This window comes from Pedococcus sp. P2_D7 (genome assembly GCF_056404295.1).
This window is the reverse complement of record NZ_JBFUEH010000004.1, coordinates 19,194-35,246: the sequence shown is the minus strand read 5'-3', so window position 1 is coordinate 35,246 and position 16,053 is coordinate 19,194. Positions and strand designations below refer to the sequence as shown.

At 66.7% G+C, this 16,053-nt stretch carries 14 protein-coding genes and 1 tRNA gene; 3 read left to right on the top strand and 12 right to left on the bottom strand.

Annotation, left to right across the window (positions count from 1 at the left end):
* Positions 1-149: 149 nt before the first annotated feature.
* The 8 genes from AC1DWJ_RS09265 to AC1DWJ_RS09230 all read right to left on the bottom strand — a co-directional run bounded on the left by AC1DWJ_RS09265 (position 150) and on the right by AC1DWJ_RS09230 (position 8,280).
* Positions 150-1,277, bottom strand: coding sequence for a Gfo/Idh/MocA family protein (locus tag AC1DWJ_RS09265; RefSeq protein ID WP_477620632.1), 1,128 nt, complete (start codon positions 1,275-1,277; stop codon positions 150-152).
* Complete coding sequence (locus AC1DWJ_RS09260; protein WP_477620631.1) at positions 1,274-2,293, bottom strand: sugar phosphate isomerase/epimerase family protein; 1,020 nt, start codon at positions 2,291-2,293, stop codon at positions 1,274-1,276. The genes AC1DWJ_RS09265 and AC1DWJ_RS09260 overlap by 4 nt, the downstream gene beginning before the upstream one ends.
* 48 nt (positions 2,294-2,341) lie before the next feature.
* The gene (locus AC1DWJ_RS09255; protein WP_477620630.1) at positions 2,342-3,217 is read right to left on the bottom strand and encodes a carbohydrate ABC transporter permease; all 876 of its coding nucleotides are present in this window, start codon (positions 3,215-3,217) and stop codon (positions 2,342-2,344) included.
* A complete protein-coding gene (locus tag AC1DWJ_RS09250; RefSeq protein ID WP_477620628.1) occupies positions 3,217-4,056 on the bottom strand; it encodes a carbohydrate ABC transporter permease in 840 nt (279 codons plus the stop codon). The genes AC1DWJ_RS09255 and AC1DWJ_RS09250 overlap by 1 nt, the downstream gene beginning before the upstream one ends.
* A 91-nt stretch (positions 4,057-4,147) precedes the next feature.
* The gene (locus AC1DWJ_RS09245) at positions 4,148-5,476 is read right to left on the bottom strand and encodes an ABC transporter substrate-binding protein (protein ID WP_477620627.1); all 1,329 of its coding nucleotides are present in this window, start codon (positions 5,474-5,476) and stop codon (positions 4,148-4,150) included.
* 58 nt (positions 5,477-5,534) lie between these two features.
* Entirely contained in the window at positions 5,535-6,269 is a 735-nt protein-coding gene (locus tag AC1DWJ_RS09240; RefSeq protein ID WP_477620626.1) for a hypothetical protein, read from the bottom strand.
* A gap of 56 nt (positions 6,270-6,325) precedes the next feature.
* Positions 6,326-7,390 (bottom strand): Gfo/Idh/MocA family protein, encoded by a 1,065-nt coding sequence (locus tag AC1DWJ_RS09235; RefSeq protein WP_477620625.1) that lies wholly within the window; start codon positions 7,388-7,390, stop codon positions 6,326-6,328.
* On the bottom strand, positions 7,387-8,280 hold the full coding sequence (locus AC1DWJ_RS09230) for a sugar phosphate isomerase/epimerase family protein (protein WP_477620624.1): 894 nt from the start codon (positions 8,278-8,280) through the stop codon (positions 7,387-7,389). The genes AC1DWJ_RS09235 and AC1DWJ_RS09230 overlap by 4 nt, the downstream gene beginning before the upstream one ends.
* Positions 8,281-8,552: 272 nt before the next feature.
* Between AC1DWJ_RS09230 and AC1DWJ_RS09225 the strand changes: the two genes are divergently transcribed.
* Positions 8,553-9,764, top strand: a complete 1,212-nt coding sequence (locus AC1DWJ_RS09225; protein WP_477620623.1) for an ROK family protein — start codon at positions 8,553-8,555, stop codon at positions 9,762-9,764.
* 90 nt (positions 9,765-9,854) lie between these two features.
* On the opposite strand, the gene AC1DWJ_RS09220 is transcribed toward AC1DWJ_RS09225, so the two are convergent.
* Positions 9,855-10,415, bottom strand: a complete 561-nt coding sequence (locus AC1DWJ_RS09220; RefSeq protein WP_477620622.1) for an NADPH-dependent FMN reductase — start codon at positions 10,413-10,415, stop codon at positions 9,855-9,857.
* Positions 10,416-10,504: 89 nt separating this feature from the next.
* Between AC1DWJ_RS09220 and AC1DWJ_RS09215 the strand changes: the two genes are divergently transcribed.
* Positions 10,505-11,098: a TetR/AcrR family transcriptional regulator gene (locus tag AC1DWJ_RS09215; RefSeq protein ID WP_477620621.1), complete on the top strand. Its 594-nt coding sequence runs from the start codon at positions 10,505-10,507 to the stop codon at positions 11,096-11,098.
* Positions 11,099-11,689: 591 nt separating this feature from the next.
* Here AC1DWJ_RS09215 and AC1DWJ_RS09210 read toward each other — a convergent pair.
* Positions 11,690-11,773 (bottom strand) — tRNA-Tyr (locus AC1DWJ_RS09210).
* A 101-nt stretch (positions 11,774-11,874) separates the two neighbouring features.
* Between AC1DWJ_RS09210 and AC1DWJ_RS09205 the strand changes: the two genes are divergently transcribed.
* Positions 11,875-12,375 (top strand): YajQ family cyclic di-GMP-binding protein, encoded by a 501-nt coding sequence (locus tag AC1DWJ_RS09205; protein ID WP_457253966.1) that lies wholly within the window; start codon positions 11,875-11,877, stop codon positions 12,373-12,375.
* Between the two features lie 118 nt (positions 12,376-12,493).
* On the opposite strand, the gene AC1DWJ_RS09200 is transcribed toward AC1DWJ_RS09205, so the two are convergent.
* Together AC1DWJ_RS09200 and AC1DWJ_RS09195 are read right to left on the bottom strand one after the other, a co-directional pair.
* The gene (locus tag AC1DWJ_RS09200; protein WP_477620620.1) at positions 12,494-14,662 is read right to left on the bottom strand and encodes a carboxypeptidase regulatory-like domain-containing protein; all 2,169 of its coding nucleotides are present in this window, start codon (positions 14,660-14,662) and stop codon (positions 12,494-12,496) included.
* Between the two features lie 227 nt (positions 14,663-14,889).
* Entirely contained in the window at positions 14,890-15,867 is a 978-nt protein-coding gene (locus AC1DWJ_RS09195; RefSeq protein ID WP_477620619.1) for a serine/threonine-protein kinase, read from the bottom strand.
* Positions 15,868-16,053: the final 186 nt, after the last annotated feature.

Below are 16,053 nucleotides of genomic sequence, written 5' to 3'. Positions count from 1 at the left end.
ACGGCAAGGGCCGCCCGGCGCCTGCGGGCGCTCCGGCTTCTGGAGAAGGTTGGATCTTTCATGACTTGACTCGCTTCCGGTCGGCACTGACGGATGGGACATTCCGAAGGCGTCCGAGGACGGCCTTTGGGCTCGATGGGGACTGAAGATCAACGCCGGGCCGCGGCACTGACGACCCCCTGCCGGGGCGTCGTCGGCTCGACCCACGCGCCGGTGCGCGCTGACTCCAGAACGGCGTCGGTCAGTGCGGCTGCGCGAAGCCCGTCCGCGAAGGTGGGTAGGCCATCCGGTCGCTCGCCGCGCACCGCCCGATGGACGTCTCTGACGAAGTTGGTGAAGCAGTCTTGGTATCCCTGGGGGTGCCCTGCAGGGACCAGGTCGTAATGGGGGCCGATGACTTGGTCCTCCGCGGCACGCGGCAGTTCCACGTTGTGGCCCCGACCGCCGATCCAGAGGGAGTCCGGGTCTTCCTGGTCGAACTGGTACGAGGCGTCGGCGGTGTCGATGGAGAACCACAGCCTGTTCTTGCGACCGGGAGAGATCTGGCTGATGACGCTCGAACCGATCGCCCCGTGGTCGGTGACGAACTGTATGACTGCGGCGTCCTCGGTGCCCGATCCCCCGGCTCCTGTTCGCGGTAACGCCAACAGTTGCGCACTGACCCGCGCGATGCGGTGGCCGGTCACGAACTCGACCAGGTCACACCAGTGGACGCCGATGTCGCCGAAGGCTCGCGAGTGTCCTCCGAGGGCGGGGTCGACCCGCCAGTTCGTGTCGTCGGGACGTGACAACCAGTCTTGAAGGTAGCTGCCGTGGATGATCCGGACGCTGCTCTTCGGGGAGGCGAGGACACGTGCCCGGGCTTCGCGAACCGAGCCGTAGAAGCGGTACGCGAATGGGATCGCGTGGACCACTCCAGCCGCGGTTGCTGCCGCCTCGATGTCCTCGGCATCCGAAGTGCTCGTGGCCAGCGGCTTCTCACAGATCACGTGCACGCCTGCGGCGATCGCTTCGTGCGCGAGCTCTAGGTGGGTGTGGTTGGGGGTGCAGATGTGGACAACATCGACCTGGCCCCCGTTCAGTGCCTGCTCCAGGGCGGTGTATGCGGACTCCGCCCCGAACCGTGTCGCAGCGGCGGCCGCTTGGTCGGCGCTGCGCGAGACGACGGCCGCGACGGTGCCCCCAGAGGCGCGTACCGCCCGAGCATGAACGTCACCCATGAATCCCGTCCCCACGATCACAGACCGAATGGCTGACGGGATGGCGGTAGGGCTCATGACGTCAGACCCGGGGCGGTTGCGAACGCGGAGTCGAACGACATTTCAGGCGGTTCAAACAGTTGGCTGCGCAGGTACGTCACAGCCTCGGCTGCGCCCTGCAGCCGGTCCATGCCGGCGTCTTCCCACTCGACGGAGATGGGTCCGTCGTATCCGATGGTCGTGAGCATGCGGAAGCACTCGGCCCAGTCCACGTCGCCGCGCCCGGTCGACACGAAATCCCAACGGCGTCGCGGGTCGGCCCAAGGCAGGTGGGATCCGAGGATGCCGCGGCGACCGTCGGGGGTCCGCATCTTGGTGTCTTTGCAGTCGACGTGGTAGATCCGGTCGCGGAAGTCCCAGATGAAGTTCACCGGGTCGATGCCCTGCCACACCATGTGCGAGGGGTCCCAGTTGAGACCGAAAGCGGGTCGGTGGTCGACCGCCTCCATGGCCAGCTGTGTGGAGTAGTAGTCGTAGGCGATCTCGGAGGGGTGGACCTCGTGCGCGAAGCGGACGCCGACCTCGTCGAACACGTCGAGTATCGGGTTCCACCTCGCGGCGAAGTCTCGGTAGCCCGCCTCGACCATGGCGGCGGAAGCCGGCGGGAACATCGCGACGTACTTCCAGATCGACGAGCCGGTGAACCCGACGACGGTGGTCACGCCAAGCCGCGCGGCTGTGCGTGCCGCGTTCTTGACCGCCTCAGCCGCCCGACGACGAACTCCCTCCGGGTCGCCGTCACCCCAGACCGAGGGAGCCAGGATGCCTTGATGGCGTTGGTCTATCGGGTCGTCGCAGACGGCCTGACCTTGCAGGTGCGCGGAGATCGCGTACACGCGCAGGCCAAAGCTGTCGAGGGTCTTCCGCCGCTCGGCGATGTAGGCGTCGTCGACGGCGCCGCGTTCGACGTCGAGGTGGTCGCCGGAGCAGGCGATCTCCAGTCCGTCGTACCCCCATGAGGAGGCCAGCCGGCATACTTCCTCGAATGGCAGGTCCGCCCATTGGCCGGTGAACAGAGTCAGGGGTCGCCGCATGGCGTTCTCCTATTCGTAACGCTTCGGTGCTGGTGAGGTGGGGGCGAACTACTGGCCGGCGAGCGAGCCGCCGATTCCACCCACGCTGAAGTACTTGTTGAGCAGCACGAAGATGACGACAGGCGGGATCATCATGACGACGGCGATGGCCATGACTCCGCCCCAGTCGGTCGTGTTCTGCTGGAAGAAGGACTGCACGCCCAGAGGCAGCGTGAACGCGACGGCTGAGCGCAGAAAGACGATGGCGACGAGGTAGTCGTTCCAGGCGACGAGGAACGTGAAGATGGCGGTCGACAGGACGCCGGGCAGGGAGTTGCGCAGCACGACCTGGGCGAAGCCTCGGAAGAGTGATGCGCCGTCGATCCAGGCGGCTTCCTCGAGGGAGATGGGGATGGAGTCCATGTAGGCGGCCATCATCCAGGTGGCGACCGACATGGCGGAGGCGACGTAGACGATCGTGACGCCGAACAGGTTGTCGATCAGGCCGAGTTTGGCAAACAGGATGAACAGAGGGATGACCGAGGTGACCACGGGCAGGCTCTGGAAGACGAACAGCAGAAGTGAATAGCCGGACACGGCCCTACTCCGGCCCCTGGAGAGGACGTAGCCGGCTGGCGCCGCGACCGCGAGCGAGACCACGACGGTGCCGAGGGTGACGAGCAGGCTGTTCTGAAGCCAGAGAATGACATCGCTGTTGGCGAAGACGTTGCTGAAGTTCTCGAGGGTGAACCCGCTGCTACTCGAGGTCACCGTGGGGGTGAACGCCAGAAACAGCACGACGGCAATGGGTATCAACGTGACGACCACGATGAACAGGACGAGGACGAAGCGCCACCACTGCCCGCGGGTGCCCTTCTCCTGTGATGTCAGCAGTTGCTTGCCGGCGACCTGGCCGACCTTGGCCGTTTGGTGGACGATAGCCATCAGATCGCTGCCTTTCGGATCTGCCGGTAGAGGAGGGTGGCGATGAACACCAGCACGACGGTCATCATGAAGGCGACCGCGACTCCGAGGCCGACTTGCTGGTTCTGGAAGACGGTTCTGTAGGCGAGCACGACCAGGGAGTTGGTGGCGTCGATCGGACCACCGCCGGTGAGCAGGAAAATGGTGGGGAAGTCGTTGACGCAGAAGATCGTCATGAGGATCCACGAGATGTATGTGGACCGGGCGATCATTGGCAGGGTGATCCAGCGCAGCTGCTGTGGGCTGCTCGCGCCGTCCATTCGGGCCGCCTCGTAGACGGTCTCGTCGACGCTGGCCAGGGCTGCGCTGGACATCAACATCATGAACGGGAAGCTGACCCACACCTTGAACACGCAGACGAGAATTCGGGCCCAGGTCGGGTCGGCGAGGAACAGCGGCGGGGCGAGTCCGAGGTTTTCGAACAGCGTGGGAATTGGACTGGAGCTGGTAGCGACCAGCCAGTTGATCGCGGTGGAGGAGACGACGATGGGCACGACCCAGGGCAGCAGCAGCAGCACCTTGAAGATGCCGCCCGCCGGTATCCGGGTGCGCAGTAGGAGCGCCAGCGCAAGCCCGATGATCCAGCTGCCGAAGACACCGACCACGGTGAAGACCACGGTGAAGCCGGCGGCCTTCCAGAACGTGGGGCTGTTCAGGTTGTCGATGTAGTTCTGCAGCCCCACGAACTGCCCCGGGTCGATCAGGGTGCCATCGTGCAGCGATTGCCGGAACGCCTGGATGAGCGGCCACCCATGGATCAGCAGCAGCAGCACGATGGACGGCAGAGCCAGGAAGAACATGGTCCACGTACCGGGCTTGAACCGTGGCCCGCCGGGCGTCCCGGGGGCACGCCTCTCCCGGGTCGACGCGGCCGTGGTCGTGGACGTCATGTCACGACTTCACGATGCTGGATAGGCCCTGCTGCAGGGTCGTCAGCGCCGACTTGGCGTCGGTTCGCCCGCCGAGGACCGCTTGGGCGAACTGGTTCAGCGGCTGGCTGCCGTCGACCTGGCCGATCGCGCCGAACAGCTTGTCCGAACGTGCGCCAAAGGTCTTGGCAACCGGCTGGTACTCCTTGACCACCTTCGCCTTGGCCTCGTCCTTCTGGAACTCGGGCAGGTCGACGATGGACTGCAGCACGGGGAGAGCGCTGATGACGCCCTGCTGCCAGTACGACTTCATGTTCTTGATGTAGTAGGACACGAACGCCTCAGTCGCCTGCTGGGACGGAGTGTTGGTGTACATCATGATGCTGTTGACGTACGCCAGGATTGCCTTGTCGCCGTGCGGACCTGTCAACGGGCTGGCAACCACCAAGTCTCCGGTGGTGTCTCCGATCGAGTCGTTGAGGCCCGCAGTGTGAATGCCGAACGCGTTCTTCTTGTTCTTCCATTGGGCAAGGAGATTGTCCGCGGAGTAGCTGACTGAGGCACGGTCGCTGATGCCGGCCTTGACCAGCTCGATGACGAAGTCGATGGCCTCGACGTTGCGCTCGTTGAGCAGGTCGAGCTTGCCGTCGGGCGAGAAGATGCCGCCGCCGTTGTTGATCATCATCATGACGATCCCCTGGACACCGAAGCTGTTGCCTGCCCCCGCCCCCAAACCGAAGCCGAAGTAGCCCTTCTTCTTCAGTGCGGCCCCGGCGGTCATCAGCTCATCCCATGTTGTGGGGATCTTCGCGCCGGCGTCATCGAACAGGGACTTGCGGTACCACCAGACCCGGTAGTCGGACTGCCAGGGGACGCCGACGTATCCCTTGTCGGTCTTCATCGCCTCGATCGTGCCGGGGAGGAAGTCCTTCTTGAAGCCTTCCTTTTCCCAGGTCGAGATGAGGTTGTCGGCCATGGCTATGTAGCCCTGGTCCGCGAACTGGAACGCCTGGAACCCGCCGCCGGAGCTCGCCGCGGGACCGGTCTTGGATGCCAGTGCCGAGGAGAACGTGGTCGTGAAGTTGTTCCACTGGATTCGTTGCAACGCCGCCCCCGGCAGCCCCTTCGCCGGCTTGTATGCAGCGACCAGGGCCTGCGAGGCCTTGTCGTACGTGCCTGTGGACCATGGCATGTCCCAGAACTTCAACGTCCCGGCGGCGCCACCGGAGCCGGTCTGGGTTTTCGACTCGGCGCAGGCCGCCAGCCCTGGGATGAGGGCCAGGCCGGCAGCCGCGCCTGTGACCTTGAGAAAGCCGCGTCGGGAGAAGTCGGGGATGCTCAGGTTGCTCATGATGGTTCCTCTCGTGGATGTGCATGGATGTCGAGCCAGTTGGGTCGGGGTAGAGGGGCTATTGCGTTGGAAGGACGTTGTTGACCAAGGTCAGCTCCGCTCTCAGCTCGACTAGGTCCGTGGTCAGCGTGGCCCCGGTAACGGCGGCATGTAGTCGGCGCCAACCCGCACGGTGTGAGGTCTCCCAGAGGGTCGGCATCATGGTGGCTCCGCTCGGCGTGGTGCGGACCAGCACAGCAGGGCGGGCGGTGGCGGGGTCCGGCAGGACAAGCTCCACCGAGGCGTTGGCGGCCAGTCCCCGAACTCGAAGCGAGGGCGGAGCGCCTGAGGTGACGTGGGCACTGAGAAGTACGAACGATCCTGCGGTCGTCGAAGCGCGGAGGTAGTAGCCGCTGCCGTTCCAGCTCAGTCGGTGGAGGTCGACCACGGGCTGACCGAGGCGGCGCAGCGTGGCCAGCTGGTCGAGGAGGGTGGCGCCCAGATTCGACTCTTGTTGATCCGTGGCCGCGATCTCGATCATCCCTTCGGCGGGCCAGCCGACGAACGCCTCAGCCGCCGCGGCCAGGGCAGGGTTACCCGCGTACCGGTAGTCGACGACCACCGGAACCGAGAGTTCGTCGGGTACCTGGTTCGCCGGGACGGGAGTCGGTTCGACAATCAGCAGGCCACGGAGGTCGTGGAGAAGGCATTCGGCGGTTCGCTGCGGCCAGTCGGGCCCCCCGTGGACGACGAAGAGATCGGCCGCGTTCTCGGATGCTGTGGCCACCAACGAGATCGGTAGGGATGCGATCACGGGAAGGACGTCGCCGGCGACGGCTTCGTCAGGTCCGGCGCTGACCCTTAGGGCGGTCATCGGACACCAGCTGGTTCGGGGCTGCTCGCTAGGGCGCTGGATGCCTTTGCGGAGAGGTCGAGGGCGAACGTCAGATCTGCAATCAGATCCGTCGGAGAAAAGCGGGCCGGCTGGCCGTGAGCGATGTCGTACAGGTGCTGCCACTGCTCGACGTACCCGTTCCGCCCGCTCGGCGCGAAATGCACCTGCTTGCCGGCTGAGCTGATGGCTGCCTCGGCGGAGCCGGCTTGAACATAGGAGGGCGTGAACTTGATTGAGCCGACGCGGTCGTCTGCGTATACCTCCAACAACCAGTTTGGGCTCCAGTTGTCAGACATGTGTGCGTGCAGCTCAACGACCTGGTCGCCACTGGAGAACACGACCAGATATCCGAACGGGTTCAGCGCCTGCGCCGTGTGCACGATGATGCCGTCTGTTGTGCTCAGGAAGGCACGGATCAAAGGAAGGTCGTGGATGGCGAGGCCCAAGATCCCGCCACGAAGCCGGTTTGCGCGGTCGTCGACCGAGTTCGGGGGGGAGGGCTCCTGTGGCGGTTGGCGGTGGGCCACTTCCGTGGCGAAGTCCTCAAAGCGAGTGTTGGGCGGCAGAACCACAGAGCAGCGGATGTGAGATGCGCTCCCTCGAGCTGGCCCCCAGGCCTTGGTGAACGAGACCCAACCGGGGTCGTAGGTGTGCATCGCGCCGACGATGATGGGCACACCGGTCTCCTGTGAGACTTGCGCGATCCGTGACGCTTCGTCGGAGGTGGTCGCAAACGGCTTTTCGCACAACACCGCTCGCTTACCCGCCCGGCAGGCGGCGATGACCTGCTCGGCGTGGAACTGGTGGGGGCTGCATACCGCGACGACGTCTACCTCGGTGTCTTCCAACACTTCGTCGACCGACGTGGTTCCTCGAGCGCCGACTCGCGCGGCGACCTCGTCGGCGGTTGCCTCACTGACGTCCATCACCGCGCGCACGGTGAAGAGGTCGGTCAGTCGCGCCAACGCAGGTAGGTGGATGGCCTGCGTCACCGGGCCGCTTCCCAGAAAGCCGACACCGAGCGTGGAGGAGGCCGTCATGACGCGATCACGTCGAAAGCTGGGTTGGCCTCGAAGTAGCTCAGGCCAGCACGGGCGCTCTCAACCCGCGACGGCAGGTTCGGTACATCTACCTCAAGGACCGCCCACCCGTCGAAGCCTTCCAGGGCAGCGATCACCGCGTCGAGGTCGACGTCGCCACGTCCGGGCTCGGTCCACACGTGGCGCACAGAGGTCGCATCTTGGTAGTTGTCCCTTCGTTCGCGGGCGGTTGCGGCTGCGGCTGCGTCGACATCCTTGATGTGAACGCAGGCCACGCGAGTCGCGTAGGCCTTGATCAGGCGCCCCGGGTCGGCGCCGCCCCAGAACAGATGCCCCGTGTCGGGACCGAACGCCAAGGCCGAACCCTCGGACCAGTCCAGCACGGCCCGGATCTCTTCCTCGGTCTCCACCCACGAGCCGACGTGCGAGTGCAACGCGGCGGTGACTCCTTCCGACTGCATGACCTCAGCGGCCGCCACCATGCCGTCAGTGAGCCGCCTCAGTCGTCCGTGGTCTGGGAGGTGCCCGACAGCCGGACGAGCCACTCGCTCGGTCGCCATCTCGGACGCGATGAACATCTCAGAGAGGCCGAGCTCGAGGTGTACTTCGGCGGCGCGGCGGGCCCGCTCGAGGACCTCGGCCCCGGAACCCACGTCGGCAAAGTGCTCGGAGAAGTACCCGGGGGCCGGCACGAACCCGTAGTCCGCGAGCGTCTGGCGGTAACCGACGACCGTCATGTCGTCAGGCACCTGAGCGTGTAGCGCGCGGAACCCCACCTCACGCAGGTCAGCCAAAGCGTCGACCAGGACTGTGCGGCTCAGCTGGAACCGGCCGTCGCTGAGCACCCACGGCAGCGGGTTGACGGCGACCTTCATCGTCTGACCAGACATCGGTGTCCTTGTCCTTGCGCCAGCGGGGGTGCGAGTCGGCGAGGCGGGGTTGGCCTCGGCACTTCCATTCGCGCGATCCGGTGTGGGTAGCGGTTCCGCGGTGTGACGCCGAACATATGGACCTGAGAGCCAAAAGTCAAGGTTTTGCCCGCAAGGGATGTAACCCCGAGGGATGTAACCTTGGCTGCGCCCGACCACCCTTCGGAGGAAACGTGTCAAAACGGCTCGCCAGTACCCCACCTGTTGCGTCCAGCGATACCCACCTCGAGCAGGTGCTCCGGCTGATCCTCGAGGGCAGCGCGAATACCCGACCCGACCTCGTCCGGGTGACCGGCCTCAGCCGAAAGATCGTCATTCAGCGGGTTGATCAGCTCATCGCGATGAGCCTGGTCCGCGAGGGTCCGACTGTCGCTTCCACTGGGGGACGACCGCCTGGTCGGCTTGACTTCGTCGCGGACGCTGGCAGCGTGCTCGCGGTCTCGCTTGGAGCCACTGGCCTGACGGCCGCTATCACCGACCTTTCTGGCCATGTCTTGGCGACGCGTCATCGCCGGTTGCCGTTGGGAGCACGTCCGGACGTGGCGCTGGCAGCCGCAGAGGCGGTCTTCACGCGGTTGCTTGAGGACCGCCCGACAAAGGCTCGTGGCCCCCTGCGGGGAATCGGAGTCGGCGTGCTCGGCCCGGTCGGACCCGACGGTCTGACCATGGATACGACGCGCGACGGGGGCTGGGCTGGCTTCTCTGTGGCCGACTGGTTCAGCTCTAAGTACAACGTGCCCGTGTGGGTCGACAACGAGGTCAACATGATGGCCGCAGGCGAGGCGCGCGAGCGTTCCACCGAGGGGTGTCGGAACATGCTGTACGTGAAGATGGGTACCGGAATCGGTGCGGGACTGATCAGCGACGGAGTCCTCTACCGTGGCGCCTCAGGCGTGGCCGGCGAGATCGGCCACATGACGATTTCCAACGATCGGTCCTTGGTGTGCTGGTGCGGCAACTCCGGGTGCTTGGGCACCCTGGCAAGCGGGCGAGCGATCACCAAGTTCGGTATCGCCGCGATGCGCAAAGGAGACAGCCCATTCCTTGAGGGGATGCCTCCGCGTCAGATCCGGGACGAGCACGTCGTTGCCGGCGCGCACGCCGGTGATGAGGCATGCGCCCAGATCATGGCGCGGGCAGGTGAAGCCCTTGGCCTTGCTGTCGCCGGGGCAACTAACTTGATCAACCCGGCCTTGATCGTCATCGGGGGCCGCGTAGGAGGCAAGGCGGGACACCTGCTGACAGAGCCGGTCCGTCGATCTGTCGACAAGCGCTCTTTTCCGCTCGCGACGGAGAGTCTGCAGATCGAGAGTTCACAGAACGCAAACATCGCTGGCGTCGCTGGTTGCGCCGACACGGTGATCCGGGGGCTACTTTCCGGCGAACAGCTCGAGGCGTGGCAGACGGCCGTTGATGATCCCTCTATGGAGCCGGCTGCTGGATAATGCGTACTGCGCCTGAACGAGTGCCCTGGCGTTCCCGGCAACCGGTCGTCAACAGGTCGATGCGTCGAGCCTTGAGGCGACCGTGCAGGGCTAGGCGACGGCGCGAGCCCGAGGCTCGACCGCCACTAGGGCCTCCACTGCCGCGATCAGGCGGCTGACGACCTGCTCATCGCCCAGCACATCGACGTCCGTGGTGGTTTGCGAGAACTCGATGTGGTCCGGCACAACCGCACCCGCGATGGCTGCTGACCGACGAGCGTGATCGTGCGCCCACCTACCGCCGTACTGGCTCGACGTCGTGCCTACCGCCGCGAACGGTTTGCCGGTGATTGCGCCGCCCCCGTGGGGCCGAGACAGCCAGTCGATGGCGTTGTTCAATACCGCTGGCATGGTGCCGTTGTACTCCGCCGTTACGGCCAGCACCCCGTCGGCACCAGCCACCAGCTCCCGCAGCCGCTGGGCGGAAGGCGGGACGGACGCGGCGTCGAGGTCCTGGTTGTAGAACGGGATCTCGCCTAGCCCGTCAGCGATCACGACCTCAACGCCTCTGGGTGCGCGCTCGACGACCGCCTCGGCGACACGGCGATTGAACGAGTCCTTCCGCAGGCTCCCGACAAGTACGACGAGGCGGGTGGGGGCGGGAGTGGTCATAGTGGGCTCCTGAAGGGTGCGTGAGGGTTTGGCTGTAGGAGCATAAGCGGACCGTGGTCCGTTTATATTCCCACCCCTACACTTCCGTCATGAGTGGCCACCCACTACCGCTGCTCGAGGGCCCCCGACCCGAGCGCTCTGATGCGGCGCGCAACCGCGAGGCATTGCTGGCCGCCGCCCGCCGGATGGTCGCGGAGAACGGCGTGGAGTCGGTGACCATGGATGCGCTTGCCCGGGAGGCGGGCGTCGGCAAGGGGACTGTCTTCCGACGGTTCATCAGCAGGGCTGGTCTCATGGCGGCACTTCTCAACCATGGAGAGGCACAGTTTCAGACCCTGGTCATGAGCGGTCCGCCGCCCCTGGGCCCGGGCGTCGAGCCCTGGGAGCGACTGGTCGCATTTGGCCGTACTCGCCTTGAGTACAACCTCCAGGCGGCCCGCCTTATCGAGGCGGCGGGGCAGCCTGGCCGCCGCTCCGTCGCCGCCAAGTCGTTCACCACCCTGCACGTCATACATCTGTTGCGCGAGCTGGACCTGCGCGGAGATGTGCAGTTCCTCGCGAAGGCGCTACTGGCACCCCTGGAATCCGTCATCGTCGAGGAGGCCGTGCACCTGGAAGGTTTCTCCGTGGACCGATTCGTCGCGGGCTGGCAGGACCTCGCCCGCCGCGTCGTCGAGGGCTGAGAACACGACCGGCGATGCCACCCAGCCAACCTCTCTGGACGGCTGATGAGGGGCCAATGACGCCGACAGGAGCGCAGGGAGTCCATGTGATCCTCGGTTGGCGAGCTATAGCACGTGAAGCCGCACGCACCTCCGAAGGAGGTCCCGACCTGCGTCCGCCCACGTCTGAGAATGAGTTGTCGGAGGGCTCGCGGCCGACCCAGCGATACGTCTACTCGTGGACGCGCTCGGCGTGGACGAGGCGTTGGCACACGGTTTCGTCCTCACTCCGCAGGTGTGGGTACTGCAGGACCCGGGGCGTGCCAAGCGCCCCATCGGCGCGGAATCGGGAGGGTGCGAAACTCCATCGCGATTACATACCCCCACCCCGCGTGTCCGCGCAGGTCACGCGGCGCGTAAGTCCGACTGTCACGGCCTCCGGACCCCACATTTCCCCGCTCATTCCCCGCGCGCCCAAACAGGCGCCGCGTTTCCGCAGGTCAGAGGCCTGGCGCTTCGGCCGCAAATTTTCCTGCTCCACATACCCCTCCCGGGTAACGACAGAGGGCGTCTGACCCGCGTTTCCGCAGGTCAGGCGCCCTCTAGTGCACGTGGTGGCAGGTGAAGGATTCGAACCTTCGAAGCTTTCGCGATGGATTTACAGTCCACTCCCATTGGCCGCTCGGGCAACCTGCCTTGGTGCGCGTGGAAGGATAGCAAGGACAACCACGAATGCCGAAACCGGTATCCACCCCACCGGGTGACTGCCGGCTGACGCCCAGGAAGGACACGCCACCATGGCCGACAGCTCGTTCGACATCGTCAGCAAGATCGACCACCAGGAGGTCGCAAACGCCCTCAACAGCGCAGCGCGCGAGGTGGCCACCCGCTACGACTTCAAGAACGTCGGCGCGTCCATCGAGGCCAGTGGCGAGGACAAGGTCGTCATCAAGGCGAACACCGAGGAGCGTGCCAACGCCGTGCTCGACGTGTTCCAGACCTGGCTGGTCAAGCGCAAGGTCTCGCTCAAGCACCTCGACGTGCCCGAGCGCGGTCCGCAGCTGTCCGGCAAGGAGTACCGCCTCGAGGTCGGGCTGCAGGAAGGCATCTCGCAGGAGAACGCCAAGAAGGTCGGCAAGATCATCCGTGACGAGGGCCCCAAGTCGGTGAAGTCGCAGATCCAGGGTGACGAGCTGCGCGTGACCAGCAAGTCGCGCGACGACCTCCAGGCCGTGCAGGCGCTCCTGAAGAGCAAGGACGACTTCGACTTCGCGATCCAGTTCACCAACTACCGCTGACCCGACCGGAGCCCGGCGGGGCACACAGGGCCCACAAAACACGGAAGACACGCCAGACACATAGGTATGCCGCCGTCCCCGGCCGGGGACGGCGGCATACCTCGCTCTCGGGGGCCGGTCAGGGCAGGTGGATGGTGATCTCGCGGTGTTCGCCCACGGCGAGGTGCACGCGGCTGGCGTCGCCCTGGTCGGTGGCCGAGTCGTACCAGTAGACCCGGCCCTCACCCTCGTCGGTGTACTCCGTGAGCTTGAGGGTGAAGTCGCCGGTCGGCAGGGCCGAGGTCCGGAACGTGTTGTCCCCGTAGACGTCGAAGTCACCGATCGGGCTGCCGTCGCTGGCGAACACCTGCCCCACGAGGTAGGTCGTCACTGGGTTGCCGGCTGCGTCCACGACCGACCCGCTGATCCCCGAGGCCGGGGCCAGCTGGGCGTCGAACCGGGTCGTCTTCAGCGACTTGACCTTGAACGTCGTGGCGGTCGCCGCGGTCGTCGCGTCGCCGGACCACTCCGGGGCCAGCTCGCCCCAGTAGTCGTTCAGGTAGACGAACGCCTTGTACGTGCCGGCGGGGACGCCGTGGACGGTGTACCTGCCCTGCTCGTCGGTCCGGGCCGTCCAGCGACCCTCACCCGGGCCGGCCCGGCCGGGGAAGCCGCCCCCGACCCTGACCCAGGCATCGGCGACCGGTTGGCCGTCGGGCCCGGTGACCACGCCGGAGACCGTGCCCCCGACCGCCACGTGGACGGCGCGCACCGAGTTCGTCGCGCCGGCCGTCACCGAGATCAGGTCTGCGGTGGCCTGCGAGGTGGCCTTGTAGGCCCAGGTCTCGGTGTACATCCGCGGGTCGGTGTAGACGTCGATCGAGATGGCGAACTGGCCGGCCGGCAGCCCGCGGACCGTCCAGCGGCCGTCCGCCCCGCTGCACTCGGAGACCGAGCCCTGGACGTACCCGCCGGCATGGCCGAGGTAGGCGTTCGGGCAGGCACCCGCGATGGGCGCGCCCGACTTGGCGTCCACGGCCAGTGCGGTGATGACGGCAGCCGTGGCCAGCGACGCGTTGACGGTCGTCGGCGCACTCCGCGCCACCGAGAACTGCGCAGCGGCCCCGATGGTGGACGTGTTGCCACTGAACTCACCGACGTAGCGGCCCTGCGGGTCGGTGAACTCGGCGATGTAGCGACCTGCCTCCGAGACGTCGATGGAGTAGGTGCCGTCTGCCCCGGTGCATCCCTGGCCGACCGACTGCCTGTCGTCGAGGTTGTCGGTGGGGATGAGCACGTCGACGCAGGCACCCTCGATCGGTGCGCCGGTCGCGTCGCTGGTCAGCGTGCCCTGCACCGTTGCGGCAGCGAGGAACTGGTCATCCGCCTGGAGGGTTTCGCCGGCCCCCAGGACGAAGTGGTGGGCCGTCTCTACGTTGACCTGTCCGAAGGCGTACTGCCTGGTGGGCCAGGACTCGAAGCCCACGACGTACTCCCCCGGCGCGACCAGGGCGGTCCAGTGACCGGTCTGGTCGCTGTTAGCGAAGGTGACGACCCGGGGGCTCTCACCGGTCGTCTCGATCGAGACGCCCGCCCACTCGGCCGGCTGGCCGTCGGCGCGGGTGAGCGTGCCCTGGAGGTGCCCACCCAGGGCGAGGGAGACGTCGAGGGTGCCGGGTGCGGTCACCAGCGCGGCGTCCTCGAAGCTCTGGGCGTCCTGGGCCCACTCGCCCACGTGCGCGTCGTCGTAGACCGATGCCTCGACCTTGTAGCCGGCGCCGTCGACCAGTCGCCCGACGCTCCAGGTGCCGTCCTCAGCTGCGCAGGCCGAGTCGACGAACGTCTGGTCCTGCGTGTAGACGCTGACACACCCCTGCAACGGCTCACCCGTGTCGTCCGCCGTGAGCCTGCCGGTGAGGGTCGCGTCGCCGATCTCCCGCGCGTAGTCGAGCGCGAAGTCGAGGTGACCGGGCGCGTTGACGACTCCCGCGTCCTCGAAGGTGGCGCCGCCGCCACTCCACTGTCCTTTGTAGAGCGAGTCGAACGCGGAGGCCTCGACCTTGTAGTCGACCCCCGTCTCGACCCCCTCGGCCGTCCACTGCCCGGCGTCGTCGGTGCAGCCCGAGGCGACGTAGACGTACCCGAGGTCGTAGACGCTCACGCAGCCCTGCACCGGCTCGCCGGTGGCGGCCGCGGTGAGGGTGCCCGTGATGGTCGATGGTTCTGCCTGTGCAGGTGCGGCAAGGACCCCGGTGGCCAGCGCAGCCGCCAGCACGATCCCCCCGACCCGCCCGATAGCTGCGCGCATGTGCCGCCTGCCTTCTGCCCGGTGTGATTGATGAACCGGGCGGAACGTAGCAGGGGTGCGAGGGCACTCGGGGCAATCCTGACCCACTCCTTACCCGCCGCCGCAAGACCTGCCGGGAGTTCTGCCGGTTTGCGCCCGCCACGAGCCGCGACGCACAGGTATGCCGCCGTCCCCCAGTCGGGGACGGCGGCATACCTGTCTGCGGTGGTCGCCGAGAAGGCGGTGCGTCAGGCGCTGCCGGGCTGAACCGCGTCCGTCCCGGTCTCCATCGCCATCGTCGGCCCACCCAGGTCGGGGAAACGGATGACCGAACCGTCGGTGTCGGGTGAGTCGTCGTCGACCCAGCTGTCGAGGGCACTGGCCAGACCCAGCGCGAGCCCGGCCATCTCGTGCTCGCCGATGCCCACGCGGGCCGCGACCTCGCGGGCGTTCGCGGGGCGGTGCGCGGGGTCCTTCGAGAGGCAGTCGGTGATGAGGGCCGCCAGGTCCTCGGGGACGCCGTCCGGCAACGGCGGCGGCGCTTCGGTGAGGTGGCTCAGGGCCGTCGCGATCGGGGTGCCCCGGTCGAACGGCTTGCGACCCGAGAGCATCTCGTGCGCGACGACACCGAGCGAGTAGAGGTCGCTCGCGCCGGTCGCCACCTCGCCCATGGCTTGTTCCGGGCTGATGTAGTCGGGGGTGCCCAGCATCTCGCCCGCTCGCGTGTGACCGGCGGCGTCGAGGGCGCGGGCGATCCCGAAGTCGGTGAGCTTCACCAGGCCGTCGGGTCGGACGAGGATGTTGGCGGGCTTGATGTCACGGTGGATCACGCGGGCCTCGTGCGCGACCCCCAGCGCCAGGGCGGCCTGCCCGACCAGCGAGCGCACCTCCGCCGGGTCCAGTGGCCCGCGGCGCTTGAGCAGCAGGGACAAGGGCTCGCCCTTGACCAGTTCCATCACGAGGTAGGCCAGGCCGTCGTCCTCGCCGTAGTCGAACACCGTGGCGATGTTCGTGTGCAGGAGGGCGGCCGAGTGCACCGCCTCGTCGCGGAACCGAAGGGCGAAGAGCTCCTCGTGGCCGGTGTCGGGCCGCATCACCTTGATGGCCACCGAGCGCTGCAGCACCTCGTCGGTGCCGGCCCAGACGTCGGCCATCCCTCCCGACGCGATCCGCGCTCCGAGCACGTAGCGCTCGCCGAGGAGCATGCCTTCAGTCAGTCGATTCATCGGGGGATATCCACCCAGACCTCCGTAGACGGAGCTGAACGTCAACTGACATCCCGGGGGCCTCGCCGCTGGCAACGATACCCCCAAAACGGTCGCAGACGAGCCGTAGGACCTCTCCGTCTGGCCTGCTGACCCGCCCGGACTGGCCTTCTGACCTGCACGGACGTGCCCGAACGAGCGCAGTGC

Coding starts and splice junctions, on each gene's coding strand:
- AC1DWJ_RS09265 (WP_477620632.1), bottom strand. CDS start 1,277: ATGAGCCCTACCGCCATCCCGTCAGCCATTCGGTCTGTGATCGTGGGG.
- AC1DWJ_RS09260 (WP_477620631.1), bottom strand. CDS start 2,293: ATGCGGCGACCCCTGACTCTGTTCACCGGCCAATGGGCGGACCTGCCA.
- AC1DWJ_RS09255 (WP_477620630.1), bottom strand. CDS start 3,217: ATGGCTATCGTCCACCAAACGGCCAAGGTCGGCCAGGTCGCCGGCAAG.
- AC1DWJ_RS09250 (WP_477620628.1), bottom strand. CDS start 4,056: ATGTTCTTCCTGGCTCTGCCGTCCATCGTGCTGCTGCTGCTGATCCAT.
- AC1DWJ_RS09245 (WP_477620627.1), bottom strand. CDS start 5,476: ATGAGCAACCTGAGCATCCCCGACTTCTCCCGACGCGGCTTTCTCAAG.
- AC1DWJ_RS09235 (WP_477620625.1), bottom strand. CDS start 7,390: ATGACGGCCTCCTCCACGCTCGGTGTCGGCTTTCTGGGAAGCGGCCCG.
- AC1DWJ_RS09230 (WP_477620624.1), bottom strand. CDS start 8,280: ATGTCTGGTCAGACGATGAAGGTCGCCGTCAACCCGCTGCCGTGGGTG.
- AC1DWJ_RS09220 (WP_477620622.1), bottom strand. CDS start 10,415: ATGACCACTCCCGCCCCCACCCGCCTCGTCGTACTTGTCGGGAGCCTG.
- AC1DWJ_RS09215 (WP_477620621.1), top strand. CDS start 10,505: ATGAGTGGCCACCCACTACCGCTGCTCGAGGGCCCCCGACCCGAGCGC.
- AC1DWJ_RS09205 (WP_457253966.1), top strand. CDS start 11,875: ATGGCCGACAGCTCGTTCGACATCGTCAGCAAGATCGACCACCAGGAG.
- AC1DWJ_RS09200 (WP_477620620.1), bottom strand. CDS start 14,662: ATGCGCGCAGCTATCGGGCGGGTCGGGGGGATCGTGCTGGCGGCTGCG.
- AC1DWJ_RS09195 (WP_477620619.1), bottom strand. CDS start 15,867: ATGAATCGACTGACTGAAGGCATGCTCCTCGGCGAGCGCTACGTGCTC.